The sequence below is a fragment of the Psychrobacter sp. 1U1 genome, assembly GCF_051847535.1.
GTDB lineage: Bacteria > Pseudomonadota > Gammaproteobacteria > Pseudomonadales > Moraxellaceae > Psychrobacter > Psychrobacter saeujeotis.
Genome location: NZ_JBPYDD010000001.1, coordinates 481,677 through 502,772, shown reverse-complemented (window position 1 = coordinate 502,772; position 21,096 = coordinate 481,677). Strand labels below are relative to the sequence as shown.

The 21,096-nt window shown below is 42.8% G+C and carries 17 protein-coding genes; 7 read left to right on the top strand and 10 right to left on the bottom strand.

The annotated features are described in order from the left end of the window. Positions 1 to 74 precede the first annotated feature (74 nt). Together xseA and xseB are read left to right on the top strand one after the other, a co-directional pair. Entirely contained in the window at positions 75 to 1,625 is a 1,551-nt protein-coding gene (gene xseA, locus ACS8FB_RS02000; protein WP_439260762.1) for an exodeoxyribonuclease VII large subunit, read from the top strand. A 75-nt stretch (positions 1,626 to 1,700) separates the two neighbouring features. Further along, on the top strand, positions 1,701 to 1,946 hold the full coding sequence (xseB, locus tag ACS8FB_RS01995) for an exodeoxyribonuclease VII small subunit (protein WP_439260761.1): 246 nt from the start codon (positions 1,701 to 1,703) through the stop codon (positions 1,944 to 1,946). Positions 1,947 to 1,953: 7 nt separating this feature from the next. On the opposite strand, the gene pncB is transcribed toward xseB, so the two are convergent. From pncB to ACS8FB_RS01965, 6 genes are all read right to left on the bottom strand, one after another. After that, positions 1,954 to 3,180, bottom strand: coding sequence for a nicotinate phosphoribosyltransferase (pncB, locus tag ACS8FB_RS01990; protein WP_439260760.1), 1,227 nt, complete (start codon positions 3,178 to 3,180; stop codon positions 1,954 to 1,956). A gap of 196 nt (positions 3,181 to 3,376) precedes the next feature. Next, entirely contained in the window at positions 3,377 to 4,705 is a 1,329-nt protein-coding gene (locus tag ACS8FB_RS01985; protein ID WP_439260759.1) for an erythromycin esterase family protein, read from the bottom strand. Continuing rightward, on the bottom strand, positions 4,695 to 5,360 hold the full coding sequence (locus ACS8FB_RS01980) for a protein-L-isoaspartate(D-aspartate) O-methyltransferase (RefSeq protein WP_439260758.1): 666 nt from the start codon (positions 5,358 to 5,360) through the stop codon (positions 4,695 to 4,697). The genes ACS8FB_RS01985 and ACS8FB_RS01980 overlap by 11 nt, the downstream gene beginning before the upstream one ends. Before the next feature lie 183 nt (positions 5,361 to 5,543). Beyond that, positions 5,544 to 6,470 carry an ATP-binding cassette domain-containing protein gene (locus ACS8FB_RS01975; protein ID WP_439260757.1) on the bottom strand — a complete coding sequence of 309 codons (927 nt, stop codon included), beginning with the start codon at positions 6,468 to 6,470 and terminating at the stop codon, positions 5,544 to 5,546. 119 nt (positions 6,471 to 6,589) lie between these two features. Beyond that, positions 6,590 to 8,533 (bottom strand): glycine betaine ABC transporter substrate-binding protein, encoded by a 1,944-nt coding sequence (locus tag ACS8FB_RS01970; protein ID WP_439260756.1) that lies wholly within the window; start codon positions 8,531 to 8,533, stop codon positions 6,590 to 6,592. A gap of 306 nt (positions 8,534 to 8,839) precedes the next feature. Then, positions 8,840 to 10,318 carry a coniferyl aldehyde dehydrogenase gene (locus tag ACS8FB_RS01965; protein WP_439260755.1) on the bottom strand — a complete coding sequence of 493 codons (1,479 nt, stop codon included), beginning with the start codon at positions 10,316 to 10,318 and terminating at the stop codon, positions 8,840 to 8,842. A 320-nt stretch (positions 10,319 to 10,638) separates the two neighbouring features. Here ACS8FB_RS01965 and ACS8FB_RS01960 point away from each other — a divergent pair, with 320 nt between their 5' ends. From ACS8FB_RS01960 to ACS8FB_RS01945, 4 genes are all read left to right on the top strand, one after another. Beyond that, positions 10,639 to 11,520: a lipoyl protein ligase domain-containing protein gene (locus ACS8FB_RS01960; RefSeq protein WP_439260835.1), complete on the top strand. Its 882-nt coding sequence runs from the start codon at positions 10,639 to 10,641 to the stop codon at positions 11,518 to 11,520. A 242-nt stretch (positions 11,521 to 11,762) separates the two neighbouring features. Continuing rightward, positions 11,763 to 12,293, top strand: coding sequence for an inorganic diphosphatase (locus tag ACS8FB_RS01955; protein WP_439260754.1), 531 nt, complete (start codon positions 11,763 to 11,765; stop codon positions 12,291 to 12,293). A gap of 359 nt (positions 12,294 to 12,652) precedes the next feature. After that, positions 12,653 to 13,120, top strand: coding sequence for a hypothetical protein (locus tag ACS8FB_RS01950; RefSeq protein WP_439260753.1), 468 nt, complete (start codon positions 12,653 to 12,655; stop codon positions 13,118 to 13,120). A gap of 53 nt (positions 13,121 to 13,173) precedes the next feature. Further along, a complete protein-coding gene (locus ACS8FB_RS01945; RefSeq protein WP_439260834.1) occupies positions 13,174 to 13,593 on the top strand; it encodes a DUF1622 domain-containing protein in 420 nt (139 codons plus the stop codon). A gap of 56 nt (positions 13,594 to 13,649) precedes the next feature. Here ACS8FB_RS01945 and dusB read toward each other — a convergent pair whose 3' ends face one another. From dusB to ACS8FB_RS01925, 4 genes are all read right to left on the bottom strand, one after another. Beyond that, positions 13,650 to 14,687, bottom strand: coding sequence for a tRNA dihydrouridine synthase DusB (gene dusB / locus ACS8FB_RS01940; RefSeq protein WP_439260752.1), 1,038 nt, complete (start codon positions 14,685 to 14,687; stop codon positions 13,650 to 13,652). 136 nt (positions 14,688 to 14,823) lie between these two features. Continuing rightward, positions 14,824 to 16,866, bottom strand: a complete 2,043-nt coding sequence (locus ACS8FB_RS01935; protein ID WP_439260751.1) for a BCCT family transporter — start codon at positions 16,864 to 16,866, stop codon at positions 14,824 to 14,826. Positions 16,867 to 17,120: 254 nt separating this feature from the next. Further along, positions 17,121 to 19,166: a BCCT family transporter gene (locus ACS8FB_RS01930; RefSeq protein WP_439260750.1), complete on the bottom strand. Its 2,046-nt coding sequence runs from the start codon at positions 19,164 to 19,166 to the stop codon at positions 17,121 to 17,123. Positions 19,167 to 19,457: 291 nt separating this feature from the next. Further along, positions 19,458 to 19,901, bottom strand: a complete 444-nt coding sequence (locus ACS8FB_RS01925) for an HIT family protein (RefSeq protein ID WP_439260749.1) — start codon at positions 19,899 to 19,901, stop codon at positions 19,458 to 19,460. Between the two features lie 243 nt (positions 19,902 to 20,144). Here ACS8FB_RS01925 and ACS8FB_RS01920 point away from each other — a divergent pair, with 243 nt between their 5' ends. Then, positions 20,145 to 20,909 (top strand): hypothetical protein, encoded by a 765-nt coding sequence (locus tag ACS8FB_RS01920; RefSeq protein ID WP_439260748.1) that lies wholly within the window; start codon positions 20,145 to 20,147, stop codon positions 20,907 to 20,909. Positions 20,910 to 21,096 lie beyond the last annotated feature (187 nt).

Here is a 21,096-nt window from a genome sequence, read left to right as displayed (position 1 = left end):
AAAACAATCAATTTATAAATAAACAGACTACAAACACCCAGCTTTTAATCTCTCCTTACCTTTGGTTTATTATTATGCGCAAACCCAATCTCTCAAATACTAAACAAGCGAAAGTATTGGCTCCTGCTAAGGATTTGGCGACATTGGAGGCTGAACTTGCTGAGCAAGAAAACAGTCCTGAAGTCAATTTAGAAGACACCGTTCTGCGTCTTAGCGATTATCTATCAGCAGTTGATATGGTTATCAAGCAAACCTTTAATCATCGCGTGTGGGTAAAAGCGGAGATTCGCAACCTGTCTAGCAAAGGTGGACATTATTACTTTGAATTGGCAGAAAAAGACGACGATGGTAAAGTTATCGCAAGCTGCCGTGGCAACCTGTGGCGTTTTAAAGCCGCCCGCGTCTTAGCAAAGTTTGAGCGCGCAACTGGCATGCCACTTGAGCGCGATTTAACGGTACTGCTCAAAGTATCGGCAGGTTTTCATGCACAGTACGGCTTCTCGCTTACTATCGAAGACATCGATCCCAGCTATACGTTAGGCGACTTGGCGCGGCAATATGCCGAGATGATCGACCGCTTAACCGGTGAAGGTTTGTTACACCTGAACCAGCAGCTGCCTACGCCATTTGATATTGAGCATGTGCTGGTCATCGCACCCGAAAAGGCCGCAGGATTGGGTGATTTTCAAGCCGACGCAAACCGCTTAGCCAGTACCGGTGCGTGTCAGTTTCATTATCATCATGCTACCTTTCAGGGCAATCATGCCCCAAGCGAGATCCGCCAAGCAATTGTTAGCGTCCAACAGCAATTCCAAGATACTTATCAGCGTCTACCAGATTTGTTAGTGATTATTCGCGGCGGCGGTGCCGTTGGTGATTTAGCCTATCTCAATGATTATGAGCTAGCGGCCCTAGTCGCTGAGCAGCCTATCCCTGTGTGGGTCGGTATTGGTCACGAGCGTGACAAAGTTATCTTAGATGAGGTCGCGCATACTAGCTTTGATACGCCATCTAAAGTGATTGCAGCTATAATGGCGCATTTAGCCCAGCTAGTCACTCAGACGCTGCAATACCAAGCACAGATTAAGCAAGCAGCAAAGCGGCAGTTGAATATGGCTGAGCAAAGAACGTCACGACAACTGAGCCAAATACAATCGCAAACTGTCGGTCAGCTAACCGCACTGCGAAAAGACAGCGATTATGCGTGGCGTAGCATTCAGCAAAGCGCACAGCGCCAAGTTAAGCAGGCAGCAAGACGAACTAGTGAGCTACGCGCGCAGACCCAATCCTCAGCTTATCAGCAGTTGGCAACGGCTGCTACAAATAGTAAGGATTATCAAAAAACTGTTATGCAAAATGCTCAGCAGCGCGTCATACAAGCGCAGCGTAACAGCGAGCATCTACGTGATATTGTACTACTACATCGTCCGTCTCGCGTACTCAAACAAGGCTATACCATGCTGACTGATACAAAAGATAAGCAGATATTGACCAGCAGTACGCAGCTTTATCCCGAGCAGACCATTCATATTGTCTTAAAAGACGGTAAAGCAAAAGCGCAGATTATTGATATCAAAACTAATAACAAGATGACAGAATCTGCTAATACGCTAATCGAATCATAAAACAGTTTTTAATAATTATTTACTTACTCAAACCATATTATCTACTTAGACCATTACAAGAAACTAGGAAACCTTATGACAACCCCTGCTCGCCGACGCAAAAAAGCCGCCCCAAAAACCTTTAAGGCGGCTTACGATATTCTAAAGACCAATGCAGCTGAACTACAACAACAAGATGAGCCTGATATTGATAACCTAATGACAACCGTTGAAGAGTCAATCGCCGCTTATCGCGTATGCGAAACTCGTATCAATGCCGTGCAACAAGCATTAGATGCAGCATTTGCTGAGGAAGAGAAAACAGAGAATAACGATCTTTAGACGGTCGTTACTCTGGCTCATCGACCTCAAAGACTTGGCGCAAATAGGCAAGATACGTATCATTATTGATCATCGTCTTACCTGGGCTGTCAGACAACTTAGCAACTGGCTGCCCATTGCATTCAACCAGTTTAAGAACGATATTAATTGGCGTGATGCCCATATCATTAGTGAGATTGGTGCCGATGCCAAAGCTGGTTTTGATACGATCTTTAAAATACTGATGCAGCTCCCACGCCTTATTGAGATTCAGACCGTCACTAAAGGTCAAAATTTTGGTCTTGGGGTCTATCTTTAATTTTTTATAATGAGTGATTGCTTTATCACCCCAAATATAGGGATCTCCGCTGTCGTGACGCAGGCCGTCAAATAGCTTGGCAAAATACAAATCAAAGTCGCGTAAGAATGCATCCATACCAACGACATCTGTTAAAGCAATGCCCAAGTCGCCGCGATACTCATGTACCCACGCCTCAAGCGCCGCTTTTTGTGAATCACGCAAACGCACATCTAGTGCCTGAAACGCTTGCATAAACTCATGTGCCATCGTGCCGATTGGCGTCATTCCCAGCTCTTTTGCCAAATATACATTAGAGGTACCGCCAACTATTTTTGGAGCAGCTTTGTGTAGAGTCTCAACTACATGCGCTTGCCAAGCTTTGCTAAAACGCCGGCGAGTACCGAAATCAGCGACAATAAAAGGCGGTGTGTCATGACTGTATTGGGCTTGTTCTATTGCATAATTATGCAACAAGGCAACTTTTGCATCCAGTCTACGCTGGCCTTCTTTAATCACACTAGGATCAGACAATGCATTAAAATATAGCTCATTCACGATGGCTAATACAAACACTTCAAAGAACATCGCTTGTATCATCGGTCCTTCAATATCAATACATAACCTGCCTTTTGAGTCAGTACTGACCGTAATAAATCGACGCTTTAGCTGAAACAGCTCAAGATAATCAACGAAGTCTGAACGAATAAAACGCAACCCTCGTAAATATTCCAACTCGTCTTCTAAAAACCGCAATTCACATAAACTGTCGAGCTGCTGCTCAAGTGACGCTTTAATATCTGCTAGCGGATAAGCGGTGTCTTTATTATTACGGCAACGAAAACGATAAACCCCATGCGTCTGTGGAAACTGATGTAGCATGGCTTGTAGCATGGTGAATTTGTACAAATCGTTATCAAGTAACGAGGTAATAATAGGTGCATAGGTAACGGTCATGCTAGGGCCTTAAAACGCAAAAATAAGAAATAAACGTCACCTAACACTTAAAGCGACATAATAGGTGATTGATAAGCTCAAAATGATTACTGTTCATGAGTCATCAATAAAAGGTCAAGTATAACGAAGTTTGTTGTTTTTTTCAGAATTCGCTGTTGATTGCAGCAAAATTACTACGATTGCCTAGAGCGTATTCTCAATAACCAAACGGGAAGGTATCGAATGATCCTTCCTCTCGCTGTTTTGGCAGCGCTTCAACGGCACGCGTGTTATCAAACCAGATGTACTCATCGAACTGGGCTGGCAAAGAGGCATAAAAGTAATGACTCTGTAACTCAGTTTCAGGTCTATAAATGACGCCTATCGCTCGCTCTAATCGCTCTGGAAGCAATTTTTTACGAATGTCCTTATGTAGTGGATAGCGCAGTGGTAAAAGAAAATTATCAGCAGCGACCTTGTGAAAAATACGTTCATAGCTGTCAACATGTGATGGCTGTACTTGTTTTATCTTCATGGGCCCGCCCCAGCTAGACGCAGCAGCAACCGTACCATGATCAGTACCAAAACCTATATTATAAACTTTGTCAGCATATTCTTGACGCGCCAATTGGCCTATATTTAATTCGCCACGTGTACTCATTTGGGTTGCTCGAGCATCACCAAGGTGGGAATTATGTGCCCAAACAACTGCCTTTGATTGGGTGCCTCTAAACTCAAGCACTGCCTGTAGTGTGTCAAACATGTGCTGATCGCGCTGGTTCCATGAGTTGTTTTGAGCATAATATAGGGTACGGTAATAGCGTTCGGCATTGGCTATTAGCTGAGCATTTTGCTTGGCGTCAAAAAACTGCTCTTCGTTAGCTTTAGAATGCTCTAACTCTGTTTTGAGTAAATCCTGCAGATTTTTGAGTACTTCTGCTTCACAACTTTTATGTTGCTCGGTCATCACTGCACGGCCGTACAAAGCAGGGTCATCTGCCCAAGGTATCAGACAATCATAACGCCCGCGGACAATTTCTGCCGTCTTCGGATCCACTTTTTGCAAATAGTCCAATACTCTGTCAATAGAACTGTATAAGCTGTATAAATCCAGACCATACAAACCTACTTTTTGTTCTGAAGATTCAGTTTTAGCATTCTCAATTTTAGTATTGTATGCATGAAGCCAATGGGTAAACTCAAGCATAGATTGATTGGCCCACATCCAAGTAGGGAATCTTGAGAAAGGTTTATTCTGTAGCAAAGCATCTTGCTCTCTTCCATGAATATAATGATTAATATGTGCGGCATCTGTCCAGTCCGCTTCAGCAGTGACAATAGTAAAGCCTTTCTTTTCTATGAGCTCTTTGGTAATACGTGCGCGCATCTCATAAAATTCAGCCGTGCCATGTGATGACTCGCCAAGCAATACAACACGGCTGTCTCCAATACGCTCCATGAGATTATCTAGATTGACGTCATCAATACTTGCAAAATGTTCACTTGATTGACCAATCAATTCAGACAAAGCTCTATTAGCTTTCATCCCTTTTCTCCTTCCAACCTGCTGCACCAATCAGAGGTACAAAACGAACACTTCCCAAATCTTTTGTCTCATATTCATCTTTACTGATACGCCGAATACGAACCAGTTTTTGTGACTTCAATGTTGAGCCAACGGGAATGACCATACGTCCGCCGATGGCGAGCTGTTCTTTGAGGATTTGCGGCGCTTCAGGTCCTCCTGCTGCAACTATAATGGCATCAAAAGGAGCATAATCTACCCACCCAATTGTCCCATCGCCATGCTTGACCTGAACATTGGTATACCCCAATTTTTTTAGTCTCATCTGGGCAGTATCTGCCAAAGCTTTGTGGCGCTCAACCGTATAGACATGCTCACAAATCTCTGCAAGCACAGCTGCAGCATATCCCGACCCTGTACCGACTTCCAGTACGCGGTCGTCTGACTTCAACTCAAGTGCCGCCGTCATCAAAGCAACGATAAAGGGTTGTGAGATAGTCTGGTTTTCTTCAATAGGTAGGGGTGAGTCTTTGTAAGCAAACTCGATGAGATCTGTAGGTATGAATGCTTCACGTGGTACCGTACCTAGCGCATTAAGCACTGTTTGATCGTGAATGCCGCGAGCTGCAAGTTGGCGATCTATCATTTGCTGTCTTAGTTCTTCAAAATTATCCATGATGATTTCCTTAATTTTCATTTTGGAGTAGTCAATACCATTGATATCGTCAGTCCCAAATAAAATAGATAAACATACATAACTGAGAAAAATTTATTTGTTGGCTATACGCTTTTCCAAAAACTATGACAATTGCTTTTAGCTGGCTTACATTCTTTTTAGTTTATAGATGTTTTACTTACTTTAGGCTTTAGCACTCATAAACTGGGCGACATAGTCGTCGGCTGGATGGTAGCGTAACTCATGCGGTGTGCCCGTTTGCACTAAGCGCCCACCATTTAAGATACTAATACGTTGACCGACTTTGACCGCTTCATCGATATCATGCGTGATAAAGACAATGGTCTTATTCAACCGCTCTTGTAGCTCAAGCAGCTGATCTTGCAATTGAGCACGGATCAGTGGATCAAGTGCAGAAAACGCCTCATCCATCAGCAAAATAGGATTGTCTGTTGCCAGCGCGCGCGCAAGCCCAACACGCTGCTGCATACCACCTGATAACTCATCAGGATAGCTGTGTTCCAAATTTTGCAAGCCCACTTCATTAAGCCAGTGCCGGGCAACCTCATGGCGCTCACTGACACTCATTTTACGGACGCGCAAACCATAAGCGACGTTTTGCATGACGGTCATATGAGGCACTAAGCCAAAATGCTGAAACACCATGCTAACGGTTTGCTGGCGATAGTGTTGTAGCCCTTTATCGTCAAGCTTTAACACATTGATCGCAGAAGATGATTTTTCAGATCCTACTGGGTCTTTAATGTTGTCAGCAGTCATTGTAGTTGGCTGCACATTGGGAGTATTTTTTGTATTGATATTTTTTGCATTGATAGAGGTATCTACCCATATTTTGCCGCTGGTTGGATCAATTAAGCGGTTGATATGGCGTATCAATGTTGACTTGCCAGAGCCTGACAAACCCATAATACAATGCAGCTCGCCCGCTTTAACATTCAGATTAATATCATATAGCCCAACTGAATAGCCAGTTTGCTCTTTCACCTTAATGCTGTCCATACCCTCAGCCAGTAACGTCAGTGCAGACTGTGCTTGCGTACTATTGGCATTATAAATCTTACTGATATTCTCTAATTGGATATGATTCATCGTGGTTCTCGCTATTGGTATTTATTGTTGTCGTTGTTATGGTTTTCGTTATTATCAATTTCGCTGTTTGTTACGCTCATTTTTAACGGGGCATGTGCACCTTAACGCCAAGCAAACTCCTAACCAATCGGACGTTTGCCCCCTTCAATGGTTTTTTGACGCGCACGCTTACCTTGACCAAAAGCTTGAGTAATACGGTCGATAATAATAGCAACGATGACAATAGCGGTACCTGCTTGTAAGCCTTGACCGATATTGAGCGTTTGGATAGATTGCAAGACATCTTCGCCAAGACCAGGTGCACCAATCATGGAAGCCAGTACTACCATAGCAAGCGACATCATTACTGCTTGATTAATCCCCGCCATGATACTAGGCAGTGCTTGGGGCAGCTTAATCCAGACAAGCAGCTGCAAATGAGTGCTACCAAATGAGCGTCCTGCCTCGACCATTTCATGATTGACTTGAGTAATACCCAAAGTCGTTAGACGTATGAGTGGCGGCAGTGCATAAATGACTGTGGCAAACAGCGCCGGTACTTTACCAATCCCGAACAACATAAGTACCGGAATAAGATAAACAAAGCTTGGCATGGTCTGCATCACATCTAGTACAGGTGTCACAATCTTACGAAGTATCTTGCTACCTGACATGGCAATACCAATAGGAATACCAATCACTACCGTAACCAATACTGATACAATCAGTAGCGCTAAGGTATCGATGAGCGCGCCCCATAGACCAAAAGCACCAATTAAAAATAGCCCTGCACCACAGGCTAGCGCAAACCATATTTTGCGGACACCAAACCATCCCAGTATCGTCACGAGCGCGATAATGATCCATGGGGGAATAATAGTTAACAGACGCTCAATGGGGAGCAACAAGTAGGTCAGCGCCATCGTACTGATGGTACGAAACACATCACCATAGTTTTGAACGACGCTTGCTAAAGTATTATTCAGCGGAGTCTCAAGTGACCACGAAGGGAAGCTTGATGCTAGACCTAATCGGTTGTCACTGGCTGCACTGTCATTAACAACGCCAGTATTAGTAACAGCCGCGCCTGTTAAGCTTATACCCAACTTAGCAGCTAAACGATTAGCTGCTTCATCAGACAACCACTCTTGCCAAACATTTGGGTTATCACGTAAAAACGCTAACGCTTGCTCATCCCCACTACGCTTAGTCTCACTCATCTCTAAGATAGCGCCATTAAGCTCATCAGGGGTAAACTGAATTCGTTTAAAGACCTCAGCCAGTTCGGGATTAGATTCTATAAAAGGCGTGGATACTGCAATACCTAAAGGAGACACCGGAAAGCCAGACACACAATCAGCGGTACCATCAGCTCGTAACAGATCTTGCCAGCAGGCATTATCATGAGCTGGGAACTCTAATGACGCAAAGTCATATTTCGCCATCAAGCCCGTAGGCTGCCAGTAATAAAATAATAGCGGTTTGTGCTGCTCAAACGCAGAGGCAATCTCAGCATCGAGAGCTGCCCCAGTACCAGGATGGGCATTGTTAAAAGTACTGTCTAAACCAGTATTTTTGAGCAAACGAGTATTAAAAACCTCACATGCCCAGCCTGATGGACAGTTCATAAAACGTGACTTACCAGGTTCTTCAGGGTCTGGAAATAACTCAGCATATTTAGGCAAATCTTGATAACTGCGTAAACCTGGGTTTTCTTCTAAGACATATTTGGGTACATACCAACCTTGAGTTGCGCCGCCCTTGAGCGTATCGCCAATGACTGCCACTTTATTCTGTTCAATGGCTTGTTCCATAATCGGCGAGCGTCCAACCCATTGCTCACCAATGACTTGAATATCGTCCTGTGACAATGCCGTCTCAAGCGCAGGGCCTGCTCCTGGTACTTCTTCGATCGTACAGTCATAGCCATCTTCAGTGATGTACTTAAGCACACCAGAGATAAACTGACCACTCTCCCAAGTCAGCGCGCCAAATTTGATAGGTGATTGGCAGGCTGCTGATGCCGATATTGGCAGTAACAACGCGCTCATACAAAGTAAACTTAACGCAATCCATTGGCGCATGTTATGTCCTATTTATTATTATTTTAGCCAGTCATTATCAATATTAAAGTTTATTGCTAACCAGAAATATAAATTTACCACAACTACCATCTAGTAATATTACGAAGTGTAGCGATTTATAGTATTGATGACAAACGCTTACTTATTCATCACTAGTGCTTTTTTTGACTAAAAAAAGCTTATAATTGGTAGTACATGCTAATGGTTTTAGCTCTTTTTTTAAAAACTGACTATATTTCAAATAAAAAAACAGCGCCTATGCTAATAGACGCTTTGATACTTTAAATAACGAAGCTTAAATATTAACTACTTTAACAGCAGAGCCATACCTTTTTTAAATAGCTCACCATAAGGCGGCAACAACAAATTCATACCATTAAGCTTCGATTGTACGAAGACAGGCTTCATATGACTTAAGCGCTCAAATCCTGCTTTACCGTGATAGGCCCCCATACCTGAGTGACCTACTCCGCCAAATGGCATATCATGCTGGGCCACATGCAAGATGACCTCGTTAATACAAACACCACCCGACACCGTATGCGTGCGTACTTTATCAACGTCGCGATCATTATTACCAAATACATATAATGCTAACGGACGAGGTCGCTCGTTAATGAAACGAATGGCATCATCAAGTGTTTCGTAGTCCATTAATGGAAGAATCGGTGCAAAAATCTCCTCCTGCATCACGTCACTGTCCGTTTCAGGATCAGTAACGACAACCGGAGGCATCAAACGTGTCTCAGAACTTGCCTTAACATCAGTAAGCGGCTGTACACGTTCTTCTGGCAATTTTTGTAAATAACCTGCTACACGCTTAAACTGGTCGTCATTAATAATGTGACTATAGTCTTGATTGTTACCAATATTAGGATAATGTTTTTGCATCCACTCTTTTGCTAGGCTAATAAAACGCTCATGATATTGACGTTGAATCAACACATAATCAGGCGCGATACAAGTTTGACCAGCGTTAAGGGTCTTGCCCATCATTACGCGATTGACTGCGTTCTCTAAATTCACATCATCGAGCACGATGACTGGCGACTTACCGCCCAGCTCAAGTGTCACTGGTGTTAAGTTCGGTGCTGCTGCTGCCATGACTTTTTTGCCGACCGCAGTAGAGCCAGTATAAAGCAGATGATCAAACGGCAGCTTACTAAAAGCTTCAGCAATATCGACTTCTCCCAGTACGACACAGACCATATCTGATGAAAAATAATGCGCGACTGCTTTAGCAAATGCCTCAGCAAATTTTGGTGCAGCCTCACTCATTTTAACCATTACTCGATTGCCAGCAGTCAAGGCATCAATCATCGGCCCTATCGCCAAATATAATGGGTAATTCCATGGCACCATGATACCGACCACGCCTAAGGGCTGCGGCTGAATCTCGTTATGCGCAGGCATATATAAAGCTGATATGGATGCGCGGCGGGTTTTCATCCAAGCTTTACCATGTTTTTTGGCATGACTGATACCTGTAAAGCTAGGGAATAGCTCTGCAAACTGCGTCTCTGACTCGCTACGATAGCCAAAGTCTGCACTAATAGCCTTGGCTAAGGTTGTTTGATTATCGCTCAATAGCGCTTCTAGATTGTCTAACTGACTCTCACGCGTGCTCCAATCAGTAATGGGCTGATGACGGCTCAAGGTTTGTAGGCGCGAAAAATTTGCTTGTAATTGCGCTATCGTCGTAATAATACTCAATGGCTTTTGAGAGTCAATTGACGTTTGATTATTTATCGCTTCGCTGTTTATAGTTTGGTCATTATCTGTCATGTTGCTTCCTTGTCATACATGCTAAAGTGAAAGCACTCTAGCCAGTTGCTACTTAATGTAGCGTATCGAGTGAGGAATGAAAAGGTTGATTCACATACTGATAGGTTTGCACCAGCTGTCTTTTAAAGCAGTACTTGGCTACATTAACCTATTTATAAAATAAGCTGTCATCTACAGACTGGGTGATAATAGCAAAAACTGCTAAACTCGTTATTATCTTTAATTATGTATTATTCTCTCTTAAACAAATCATAAATACGACAAATTGCACCTACCACAATAAGAAGCTGACCCTCATGCCAAAGCACACACTAAAAACTATGCAAACAACCTCACAAGAAACATCGCAACAGGCTTCACAAATAAGCGATATGCTTGTCAGTAAGTCATTATCTTCTGCAGACTATAATGCAACTCATAATGCGATGCTTGAGCGCACACTTGAGCGCATTGCTTTAAAGAAAGAGCAAAGCTTACGTACGCCTGATGAGTTATGGATAGTTGATCATAATGATGTCTATACCCTAGGTCAGGCAGGTAAAGAAGAGCACATACTACAGCATACAGACACGCCTATCATTAAGACCGATCGCGGTGGACAAGTCACGTGGCATGGCCATGGACAACTGGTAGTATATTGGCTATTTGACTTACACAGTCTTGGCTGGAGTGTTCGAAATCTAGTATCACATGCCGAACAAGCGATAGAAGATGTCGTCAACGACTGTCTACAAATCCTGCCGCCAACGGATAGTAACGATGTTAGTAGCACTATTAGCGCTCATTCGCGCCGTGATGCGCCGGGTGTCTATTTATATGCCAACATGTCTCATACGTCCAATGGCGATACTGATGATGATAGCGATATAGATAAACAATCTGACTCGTCAGTAGAAGACACTATTATGTTAGGTAAAATTGCCTCATTAGGTTTTAAGATTAAACATGGCTTTAGCTATCATGGCATTGCACTTAATTTAGATTGTGATTTGTCAGCGTTTAATGCGATTAACCCTTGCGGTTATGCTGGCATGCAAATGCTACGATTAGCGGATTTTGTGACAATGAATAATGATGCAAAGCGAGACCAGCAAATAGGAGCAGCATTGAGTTATGAGCAAATTACCCAAAAGTTTATCGATAATGTCGCCAAACGTCATGCTGGTTTGATCGATTTGCGCCCGATTGCTTCTTATAAATAGCAGCTGCCTTACTACTTTATATTAAATATTAATTATTTTATGCCAATCTAAAGTATTGAGTCTTATTTTGCATAATATCGTGCCTTCTTAGACTTAAGCTTAACAAGAAAATTTAAGTCAAACTTGCTATACTCGCAGGCGGCACAGATGAGGCGCAGCGATACACATCCTACGCCACATATCATCCTGTAAACATTTTTAGCCAATCAAGCATTTATAACAAGAGCAGATAGGAGTATTTTATGGCAGATTTCAATAAAATCTTAGACGCAGGCGATGTTGATGGCGGCATTATTAATGTCGTAGTCGAAATCCCAACTGGCAGCAGTCACAAAATTGAGTGGAATCGCGAATTGGCTGTGTTCGAGCTTGATCGTATTGATCCACAGATTTTTGCCAAACCTTGCAACTATGGTTTTATCCCGCAAACCCTTGATGAAGATGGCGATGAGCTTGACGCACTGCTTATTACAGAGCAGCCATTAACGACTGGTATTTTCTTAAAAGCCAAGGTTATTGGTGTGATGAAGTTCGTCGATGATGGCGAAGTAGATGACAAAATCGTTGTCGTACCAGCTGATGATCGCAACAATGGTAATGCCTACAACAGCTTAGAAGATTTGCCAGAACAGCTCATTAAGCAGCTACATTTCCATTTTAGCCACTACAAAGACCTGAAAAAAGCAGGTACTACCGTGGTCGAATCATGGGGTGATGTCACGGAAGCGAAAGAAGTCATCAAAGAGTCTATCCAACGCTGGAAAGATATGTAAACTACTGCTTTAGGTGATAAGTAAGCATTATTTAAAATACCGCAATCATCTTTATGACGGCGGTATTTTTTTGTGTAAATTTAGGTCATATTGAAAAACTATCAAGTTGTAAAGGTTTTGCTTTATAGTCAGGCCAATAAAAAGAGAGTCAGTAAGACTGGGACAAGTTTTGCGCAGTCTCTGTCAGTGTAGACACAGCACGCAAGAAATTTTTTTCCCAGTCTCGCGTCATAATCTGGTGTATCCATTTAATTTAGTATTAACGATACCATCGAACAATAATTTTATAGAGATAACATTGCTATAATGGTTGGCATTCTTAACAAGCGCTCTAACGTCATCAAATAGCAAGGACCATCATGTTTAACTCCGACTCAAACTCAAAACCTGTCAGTGCAAAGCTACCCAAGTCTATTGGTATGATGGTCGAAAAAGGCAATCTAGTGATGGCAATCAAGACGTTGGCTCAAGACGAAAACATCAGCATGGACGCAGCAAAATTACGTATTGACGCCTATGAGACCGAGATTAAGAATAAACAACATCAAAACCTAACTACAATTGCCAATAGACAAGGCATCCCAAATGAAGCTTTAAGTTTCGATAGAGAACCAGAGGTAGAGACCACGACTGAAACGCTTGTCAAGCACCGCGTCAAAACAACGCAACCTGAGCAAGGTTTTAGAAGCTTACAAAAAGGCGTCGATAGTAAATTGGATGATATAGGCTATAAAAAACCGCTCATCCCTTATTTGGCTAAGCGGCTTTTAGTGATTGCAGCCATCATGGCAGGATTGTTTTGGATATTATGGCGGGTCTTTGGTTAACTAGTTCTTTACTTAACTAAGATTTTTGATAATAAGGATATATTTTGATAGAAATGCTAGCCCATTATATCGATTTGGTTGCCAAGGTAGTTGAAATCATTGGTGTACTTATTATGTTTTTCGGTTTGTTCTTTGCGTTTTATCGCGGCATACGATTAACTAATGGCTTCAATCATGATACCTATGTCGAGATTAGACAGACCGTTGGTAAGTCTATTTTATTAGGCTTAGAGGTGCTCATCGCTGCCGACATTATGGCAACCGTGGTCACAGAGCCGACGTTACGCGGCGTTTTAGTATTAGGTTTTATTGTACTCATTCGAACTTTTTTAAGCTTATCACTACAAGTCGAGCTAGAAGGACGCTTCCCGTGGCAAAAAGAAAAATCACCGCAGGGGGCACAGCGTGTGAATCAAAAACTTTATAATGAAAATTCTGATAATCTAAATCCAAGCCCAGATTTAGACCCTTAAGCTCAGACTCAAAATGCGGATTATAGATAATACTTTTGGTATGACATTTATTTAAGTTATTCGTGCGTTTGCAAAAAATCTTCGACCACGCGAAACTGTCCAGCGGTACTTTCCTCGCCATACATTGCTTGGCGAAAAGCATTAGAGTTGGGAATGCCAGTGGTGTACCAAGCGATATGCTTACGGGCAATACGGCAACCTGAGTATTCACCATAAAAATCATATAACTCTTGTAGATGGGCCAGTACGATGTCTTTTATCTCGCTAACACTTGGCGCGTCAAGGCTCTCACCAGTACGTAAAAAATGCTCAATATCCCGAAATAACCACGGTTGTCCTTGGGCGGCCCGTCCTATCATCACCGCATCACATCCTGTCATCTCATAGACCTGTTGGGCTTTTTGCGCGCTATCGATATCGCCATTGGCAATGACGGGAATACTAATACTCTCTTTGACTTCTCGTATCAGCTCATAACGCGCTTCACCGGTATACATATCCTCACGCGTGCGCCCATGAATAGCAATGGCAGCAATGCCTGCTTGCTCTGCTCGCTTCGCCACGCGCAAAATATTCTCTCGTCCATTTTCAAAACCTAAGCGCGTTTTTAATGTCACCGGCGCATTGACGCTATTTACCGCAGCATCTAATAAACGCGCGACCAAGTCTTCGTCTTGCAACAACGCCGAACCTGCCAGCTTGCGACAGACTTTTTTGGCAGGACAGCCCATATTGATATCGATAATCTGCGCGCCATTATCAATCTGATAATGCGCTGCCTCGGCAAGTTTATCCGGCTCAGCTCCTGCTATCTGCGCAGAAATTGGCGCGATTTCATTATCAAAATTGGCACGATAGAGAGATTTTTTGCGCGCATAAAGTGCTGTATCAGCGATAATCATCTCGCTGACTGCATGACCTGCGCCAAACGACTTACACAGCCTACGAAAAGGATTGTCCGTCACCCCTGCCATAGGTGCGACCATCAGACGATTTTCAATCGACAAACCGCCAATATTAAGCGGCTGCAACAATGGATGATCGCTGGCAGATTGTACGACCGATTCAGCGTGGGCTGGATTATTTATAGACATAAAAAACGGCTTGATTTGCATAGAAAACAAGCCGTTATTCTAAGGGTTCTTGGTTTTAATGCAAGCCATTCAGGTGAATAACTTGCAACAATAAACATTCAGTTTCAACAATGAAACCAACTATTTATCAAACATGCTACTTATCAAACACACTGCCCTGCTCTAGCGTAATATCGTCATCATGTTCCTGCATACGCCAAGGTAAGCTATTAGGCGACTCTTCTAAAAAGTATAGATATTTTTCAAACTGATCGATGATATCGTTAATCACCGACTCTGATTGATAACCGTACAAGTCATAAACCTGACCACCGCGGCGCAAATGGACCTTGGCACGGTAATAGTGATCTTGCGATATCTCACTGCTGACCCTGTCCTTATAGTAATCAGGTATGTCTTGGTGCGTCAACCGCACTTCATACCAAAACTCCACATCATCGCCATACTGTAGTTCTAATACTGCCCGGTTATTGGTGTCATCGTAATTGACTTCAGGATTCCAACCCGTTTCCTTAAACTTCTCCGCCACCTCCTTCATCGATGTCATGACCGTCCCTTTAATATAGCCCAAAACATCCTCGCGGCTTGGCTGCTCAGTGATGTAATCAATCCGATTGCGCCATGACTCAAGCTTAAGCAGATGCGGTGGCAAACGGTTTTCATTTGCTAAGCTTTCATCACGGTGACCTTCAATACGCAGCGCCCGCCACATACCAAACATTGCAATCAAGATAATCATCGTAAACGGTAAAGCACTGACGATGGCTGCCGTTTGCAGAGCTTGTAGCCCACCTGCCAGCAGCAGCACCGAGGCGACAACACCCAATATCACCACCCAAAACGTACGCTGCCATGCTGGCGTGTCACTACGCCCTCCTGCAGCTAGCGAGTCAATCACTAACGATCCAGAGTCAGAAGAAGTGATAAAAAAGGTAATAATAAGTACGACCGCTAGACCAGATACCACTTGAGTAAATGGTAGGTTTTCAAGCAGCTTAAATAGAGCGATAGCTTGGTTGTTCTGTACTTCAGTAATTAGTGACTCATAGCCTTGTACCATAATCATATTTAGCGCCGTATCACCAAACACGGCAAACCAAAAGAAAGTGAAGATAGTCGGTACTAGCATTATACCGGCGATAAACTCACGAATAGTACGCCCGCGGCTAATCTTGGCAATAAAGATGCCGACAAACGGTGACCATGAAATCGTCCATGCAAAAATAAACAGCGTCCAACTGGTGATCCAATCGCCTTGCTGATAGGCTTGCAAACTAAAGGTACGTTCAACGATATTGCCCAGATAGCTGCCTGTGTTCTCCATAAAGGCATTTAGAATAAACACTGAAGGACCGACGATAAATACAAACAGCATCAGGGAGGTCGCGAGTGTCATATTTAAAATAGACAGGCGTTTGACGCCCTTATCCATACCCGCCAACACTGATATCAAGGCCAAGCCTGTTATTACGGTGATTGCAATAACCTGTACGGTGGTATTAACTGGAATACTCGGCACCAAGTAGTTCAAGCCAGTGTTAATTTGCGAGACAGAGATACCCAAACTGGTTGCCAGACCAAACAAAGTACCCAAAATAGCAAATACATCAACCGCATGACCGATGGGGCCATGGATTTTTTCGCCGATTATCGGATACAGCGTCGAGCGCATTGACAAAGGCAAACCATGTCGAAAAGCAAAATAAGCTAAGGTGAGTGCCACCACACCGTTAATGGCCCAAATATGAAAACCCCAATGAAAATAAGCAATTTGCATCGCCTCTTTGGCTGCAGCAATAGTTTGCGGCTCTGACAGCGGCGGCGTAGCAAAATGAATCACAGGCTCAGCAACACCATAGAACAATAAGGCGATACCGTATCCTGCCGAAAACAGCATAGAGATCCATTCAATAAAATTATATTGCGCCGTGCCATGGTCAGGTCCTAGCTTGATGCCGCCATAAGGCGAAAACGCCAGAATCACGATAAACATCAAGAACAGCGCTGTGGCCAGCATATAAAACCAACCAAACGTCTCGGTAGTAAAGCCCAGCACTTGTGCAAACAAACCACTTGCCAGTTGTGGATTGACCGAAGCACCGATCACCAACAATACCATGACCACAGCAGTCGGTATAAATACCGGCATCAAAATAGTCGAACGAGATAGCTTACTCATAAAGGGTTCTCAAAAATCATAAATTTGAATGGGTATATGATACGCTTATATAACATCTGTTTTTTTAAAGTATTTATATGTCTTTAGTATGCATAAATAACGCTTGTCAACAATTCATTCATCCCTAAGCCTAGTAAGCGATAGTTTAGAATAGCGTTAACCATAGCGCTTTTAAACTATAATGAAAAGGGTGTTTTCTATAGAAAAAAGGCAGCCATCTAGCTGCCTTTAGTGACAATCAAATGATTCGATACTTACTTATCAAACACACTACCTTGCTCAAGCGTAATATCATCATCATGCTCTTGCATGCGCCAAGGCAAAATGTCTGGCGACACATTGACAAAGTGTAGATATTTTTCAAACTGATCGATAATATCGTTAATCACTGACTCTGTTTGATAACCATACAAATCATAGGTTTGACCACCACGGCGCAGATATACCTCAGCACGATGATGATGTTCTTGTGGTAATGTATTAGCCATATCTTCAGTATAATAATCAGGAATCTCATGCTCGGACAAACGAACCTCGTACCAGAACTCAACGTTATCACCACGTCTTAATTCAAGCACTGCACGATCATTAACCTCATCATAATTTACATCAGGCAACCAGCCTGTCTCTTCAAACTTTTCTGCAACTTCATGCATTGAAGATAAAACCGTGCCTTTAATATAGTCTAGTACCTTATCACGCGTTGGTTGATGGGTTATATAATCAATACGGTCGCGCCATGCATCTAGTTTGAGTAAATGCGGTGGGAGATGATTGTCATTGGCTAAGCTCTCGTTGCGATGCCCTTCGATACGTAGCGCACGCCACATGCCAAATGTAGAGATCAATATGATGACCGCAAAGGGTAGCGCGCTGACAATAGCAGCAGTTTGTAGGGCACTCAGACCGCCAGCAATCAGTAGCGCTGCCGCGACTGCACCTTCAGTTACCACCCAAAACGAACGCTGCCACCACGGCGTATCACTGCGACCACCTGCAGCAAGTGAGTCAATGACCAGCGACCCTGAATCTGATGACGTCACAAAAAAGGTGATAATCAATAGAACCGTTAATGATGAAACTATCTGTGTAAACGGCAAATTTTCTAATAATTTAAACAATGCTATCGCTTGGTTATTTTGCACCTCCCCAATCAAAGCATCGTAACCATCAACCATAATCATATGTAGCGCGGTATCACCGAATACTGAAAACCAAAAGAACGTAAACAGCGTTGGTACTAGCATCACACCTAGTACAAACTCACGAATGGTACGACCGCGACTAATCTTAGCAATAAACAAACCGACAAATGGCGCCCATGCAATCGTCCAAGCAAAGATAAATAACGTCCAACTACCAATCCAATCACTCGACCGATAAGCTTGCAAACTAAAAGTACGCTCAACAATATTGCCCAAATAGCTACCCGTATTTTCCATAAAGGCATTTAAGATAAATACTGATGGACCGACGACAAATACAAATAGCATCAGCGCTGTTGCCAAGACCATGTTTAGGATAGACAACCGTTTAACACCTTTATCCATTCCAGCCAGTACAGAGACGAGCGCCGCTGCCGTAACCAAAGCGATAATAATGACTTGCACTGTCGTGCTTACTGGCACCGTGTTAGGTAATAAGTAATTCAAACCTGCATTGATTTGCGCTACCGATAAACCCAAACTGGTGGCGATACCGAACATCGTGCCTACAATCGCAAACACGTCAACCGTATGCCCAATAGGCCCATGAATTTTGTCACCAATTAAAGGATATAACGTTGAGCGCACTGACAATGGTAACCCATGACGAAAAGAGAAATATGCCAATGACAAACCTACCACGCCATATATCGCCCAAATGTGGAATCCCCAATGAAAATAGGCAATCTGCATCGCCTCTTTAGCAGCAGCAATCGTTTGAGGCTCTGAGAGTGGTGGACTGGCAAAATGTAGTACAGGTTCAGCAACGCCATAAAATAGCAACGCAATACCGTAACCTGCTGAAAATAGCATGGCAAACCATTCAAGAAAATTGTACTCAGCCTCCGCATGGTCAGGACCCAGCTTAATACCGCCATAAGGTGAAAAAGCTAAAGCAATAATAAACATCAAAAATATAGCGACTGCCAACATATAAAACCAACCGAAAGTATCGGTGGTAAACGCCAGTACTGAACTAAATAACTCGCCAGCAGCTTCTGGATTGATTGCGGTGCCAATTACCAATAGCAGCATGATGGCAGCAGCTGGTACAAATACTGGCAACAAAATAGTGGAGCGAGGTAATTTACTCATAAAAGACATTGTCCTCAAATTAAAGGCACTTTTATCGAACGAAAAACTCATTCGTATAGGTGAAGTAGAACAAACGCGCCCAATAAAACATATTTTTTACCACACTATCCGATCAAACCCCAGATATAAGCTTGTCTTGTAACACTAATTTAACGATTGTTACATGACTATTACCAAGCAATAAAAAAGGTAGCTTGTCAGCTACCTTTTTATATCTATGGTAAGTTTGTTAGGACTTAACGCCTTTATCTGATGTAATTAATTTATATAACCAAAAACAATAGCACTATATTAAAAATCTGAAATCGCTGCTGCAAGTTTCTTTGCCATATTAGCAAGCGCTTCGCCATCCGCTTGTTTGGCAGCATGAATACCCAATTCATGTATGTTTCCTGGTATCAGGTGTACATGATAATGAAACACTGTTTGCCCTGCTTGTGCGCCATTTAGCTGCATCTGAATAATACCTTCACGCGCAAATACCTGACGCTGCGCTTGCATGACTTTTTTAGAAGTCATCAACACAGCTGCTGCATATTCTGGCTCAAGATTTGCCAAATCAATGGCCTTTTGCTTAGGGATGACCAGTACATGACCTTCTGCCTGCGGCATGATGTCCATAAAGGCGAGCGTTTTGTCGTCTTCGTACACCTTATGGTACGGAATATCGCCGTTTAACATTTTGGCAAAGATGTTATTGTCATCGTACTTGACTACCTGATTTTCCTGACTCATTATATTATTCCTTAAATATTCATTAGCAGTTAATACATCATCTTATCTAGTTACCTATCATCTGCCATATATAGTGGACGAAATAGAGTCTGAGTACAAGATACCTTCTCACTATTATCATTTATAACACGGTGTAGTCATCAAATATTAAATCGTTATATCGATCGTTTAAACACTTATTTTGTTCGCGATGTATGTGCTTTAAATGTTATATTAAACCTTCACTCTGCCAATGCTAGGTTTATGAATTTGACTACCCTACCTACTCAGTTATCATCCCATTCTAATGCCGATACATTTTCTGACTCTGATAAACTATTATCTGCATCATCAGATGATATAGTGTCATCAGAAAGCGGTGCCGTCACAAAGACTATTGCGTCAAATGCCATTATTTTGGCTGACGCTCTAACTGATACAACCATCAGCTGGCGCATTCATAACTGTAAAATTAGTGAAAAAACGCTCACTCAAGATATGCCTTTGGCGTTTTTATATTACTACGACAGTTTAGATGACGCGATCAGACAGACTCATCCGTTAACACCTGCCCTACTTGCTCAGTTTAATACACCCATGACAGCCAGTGAGGCCGCCAAGCTCATCGGTATTGATAAGGCGCTTATCACCAGCCCGTGGCATGTAAAAGTTATCGGCTCGCTGGTTGTGTTTAGCGAAGCTCTGCAATTAGCGGTACGCCTACATTGGACAAATACGGGCAAAGCAACGCAGCAGGTATATACCAAAGACGCAGACGATGCTACGACAGCGGCTTTTGAAGAATGGCAGTTTTTTGGCCGTGTGGATGTACTGTATAAAAATGACAAGCAAGATTTGGTCAGCATTGATGAGCAAAGCGCAAATGATGAGCCGCTAATCATCATTAATGCTAGTACAGACTATCAACAGCTATTGGCTACTCATGCTTTAACGATTGTCGCTAAGCTAGAAGCGGATAAAGCAGAATTGCCTTGGTTTGAAGCAGCCATTCTAGAACGAATCGCTTAAAAATGTGACGCCAGTTTTTATGTAAGATGCCTTCACATTACCCATGAATTGTTTTTAGTTATTCATATCTAATGGTATGGTAACGTCTTAGTATTATTCACTAGTATTCACTTTGTATAAAAAGCACACTATAAACATCAAAGCTAAAGCTGAGGCTATATCTTTAACGAGCCTCGCCTATTTGTAA

Excerpts from the sequence above, each read along its gene's own strand:
- xseA (WP_439260762.1), top strand. The coding sequence starts at position 75 with ATGCGCAAACCCAATCTCTCAAATACTAAACAAGCGAAAGTATTGGCT.
- xseB (WP_439260761.1), top strand. The coding sequence starts at position 1,701 with ATGACAACCCCTGCTCGCCGACGCAAAAAAGCCGCCCCAAAAACCTTT.
- pncB (WP_439260760.1), bottom strand. The coding sequence starts at position 3,180 with ATGACCGTTACCTATGCACCTATTATTACCTCGTTACTTGATAACGAT.
- ACS8FB_RS01985 (WP_439260759.1), bottom strand. The coding sequence starts at position 4,705 with ATGAAAGCTAATAGAGCTTTGTCTGAATTGATTGGTCAATCAAGTGAA.
- ACS8FB_RS01980 (WP_439260758.1), bottom strand. The coding sequence starts at position 5,360 with ATGGATAATTTTGAAGAACTAAGACAGCAAATGATAGATCGCCAACTT.
- ACS8FB_RS01975 (WP_439260757.1), bottom strand. The coding sequence starts at position 6,470 with ATGAATCATATCCAATTAGAGAATATCAGTAAGATTTATAATGCCAAT.
- ACS8FB_RS01970 (WP_439260756.1), bottom strand. The coding sequence starts at position 8,533 with ATGCGCCAATGGATTGCGTTAAGTTTACTTTGTATGAGCGCGTTGTTA.
- ACS8FB_RS01965 (WP_439260755.1), bottom strand. The coding sequence starts at position 10,318 with ATGACAGATAATGACCAAACTATAAACAGCGAAGCGATAAATAATCAA.
- ACS8FB_RS01960 (WP_439260835.1), top strand. The coding sequence starts at position 10,639 with ATGCAAACAACCTCACAAGAAACATCGCAACAGGCTTCACAAATAAGC.
- ACS8FB_RS01955 (WP_439260754.1), top strand. The coding sequence starts at position 11,763 with ATGGCAGATTTCAATAAAATCTTAGACGCAGGCGATGTTGATGGCGGC.
- ACS8FB_RS01950 (WP_439260753.1), top strand. The coding sequence starts at position 12,653 with ATGTTTAACTCCGACTCAAACTCAAAACCTGTCAGTGCAAAGCTACCC.
- ACS8FB_RS01945 (WP_439260834.1), top strand. The coding sequence starts at position 13,174 with ATGCTAGCCCATTATATCGATTTGGTTGCCAAGGTAGTTGAAATCATT.
- dusB (WP_439260752.1), bottom strand. The coding sequence starts at position 14,687 with ATGTCTATAAATAATCCAGCCCACGCTGAATCGGTCGTACAATCTGCC.
- ACS8FB_RS01935 (WP_439260751.1), bottom strand. The coding sequence starts at position 16,866 with ATGAGTAAGCTATCTCGTTCGACTATTTTGATGCCGGTATTTATACCG.
- ACS8FB_RS01930 (WP_439260750.1), bottom strand. The coding sequence starts at position 19,166 with ATGAGTAAATTACCTCGCTCCACTATTTTGTTGCCAGTATTTGTACCA.
- ACS8FB_RS01925 (WP_439260749.1), bottom strand. The coding sequence starts at position 19,901 with ATGAGTCAGGAAAATCAGGTAGTCAAGTACGATGACAATAACATCTTT.
- ACS8FB_RS01920 (WP_439260748.1), top strand. The coding sequence starts at position 20,145 with ATGAATTTGACTACCCTACCTACTCAGTTATCATCCCATTCTAATGCC.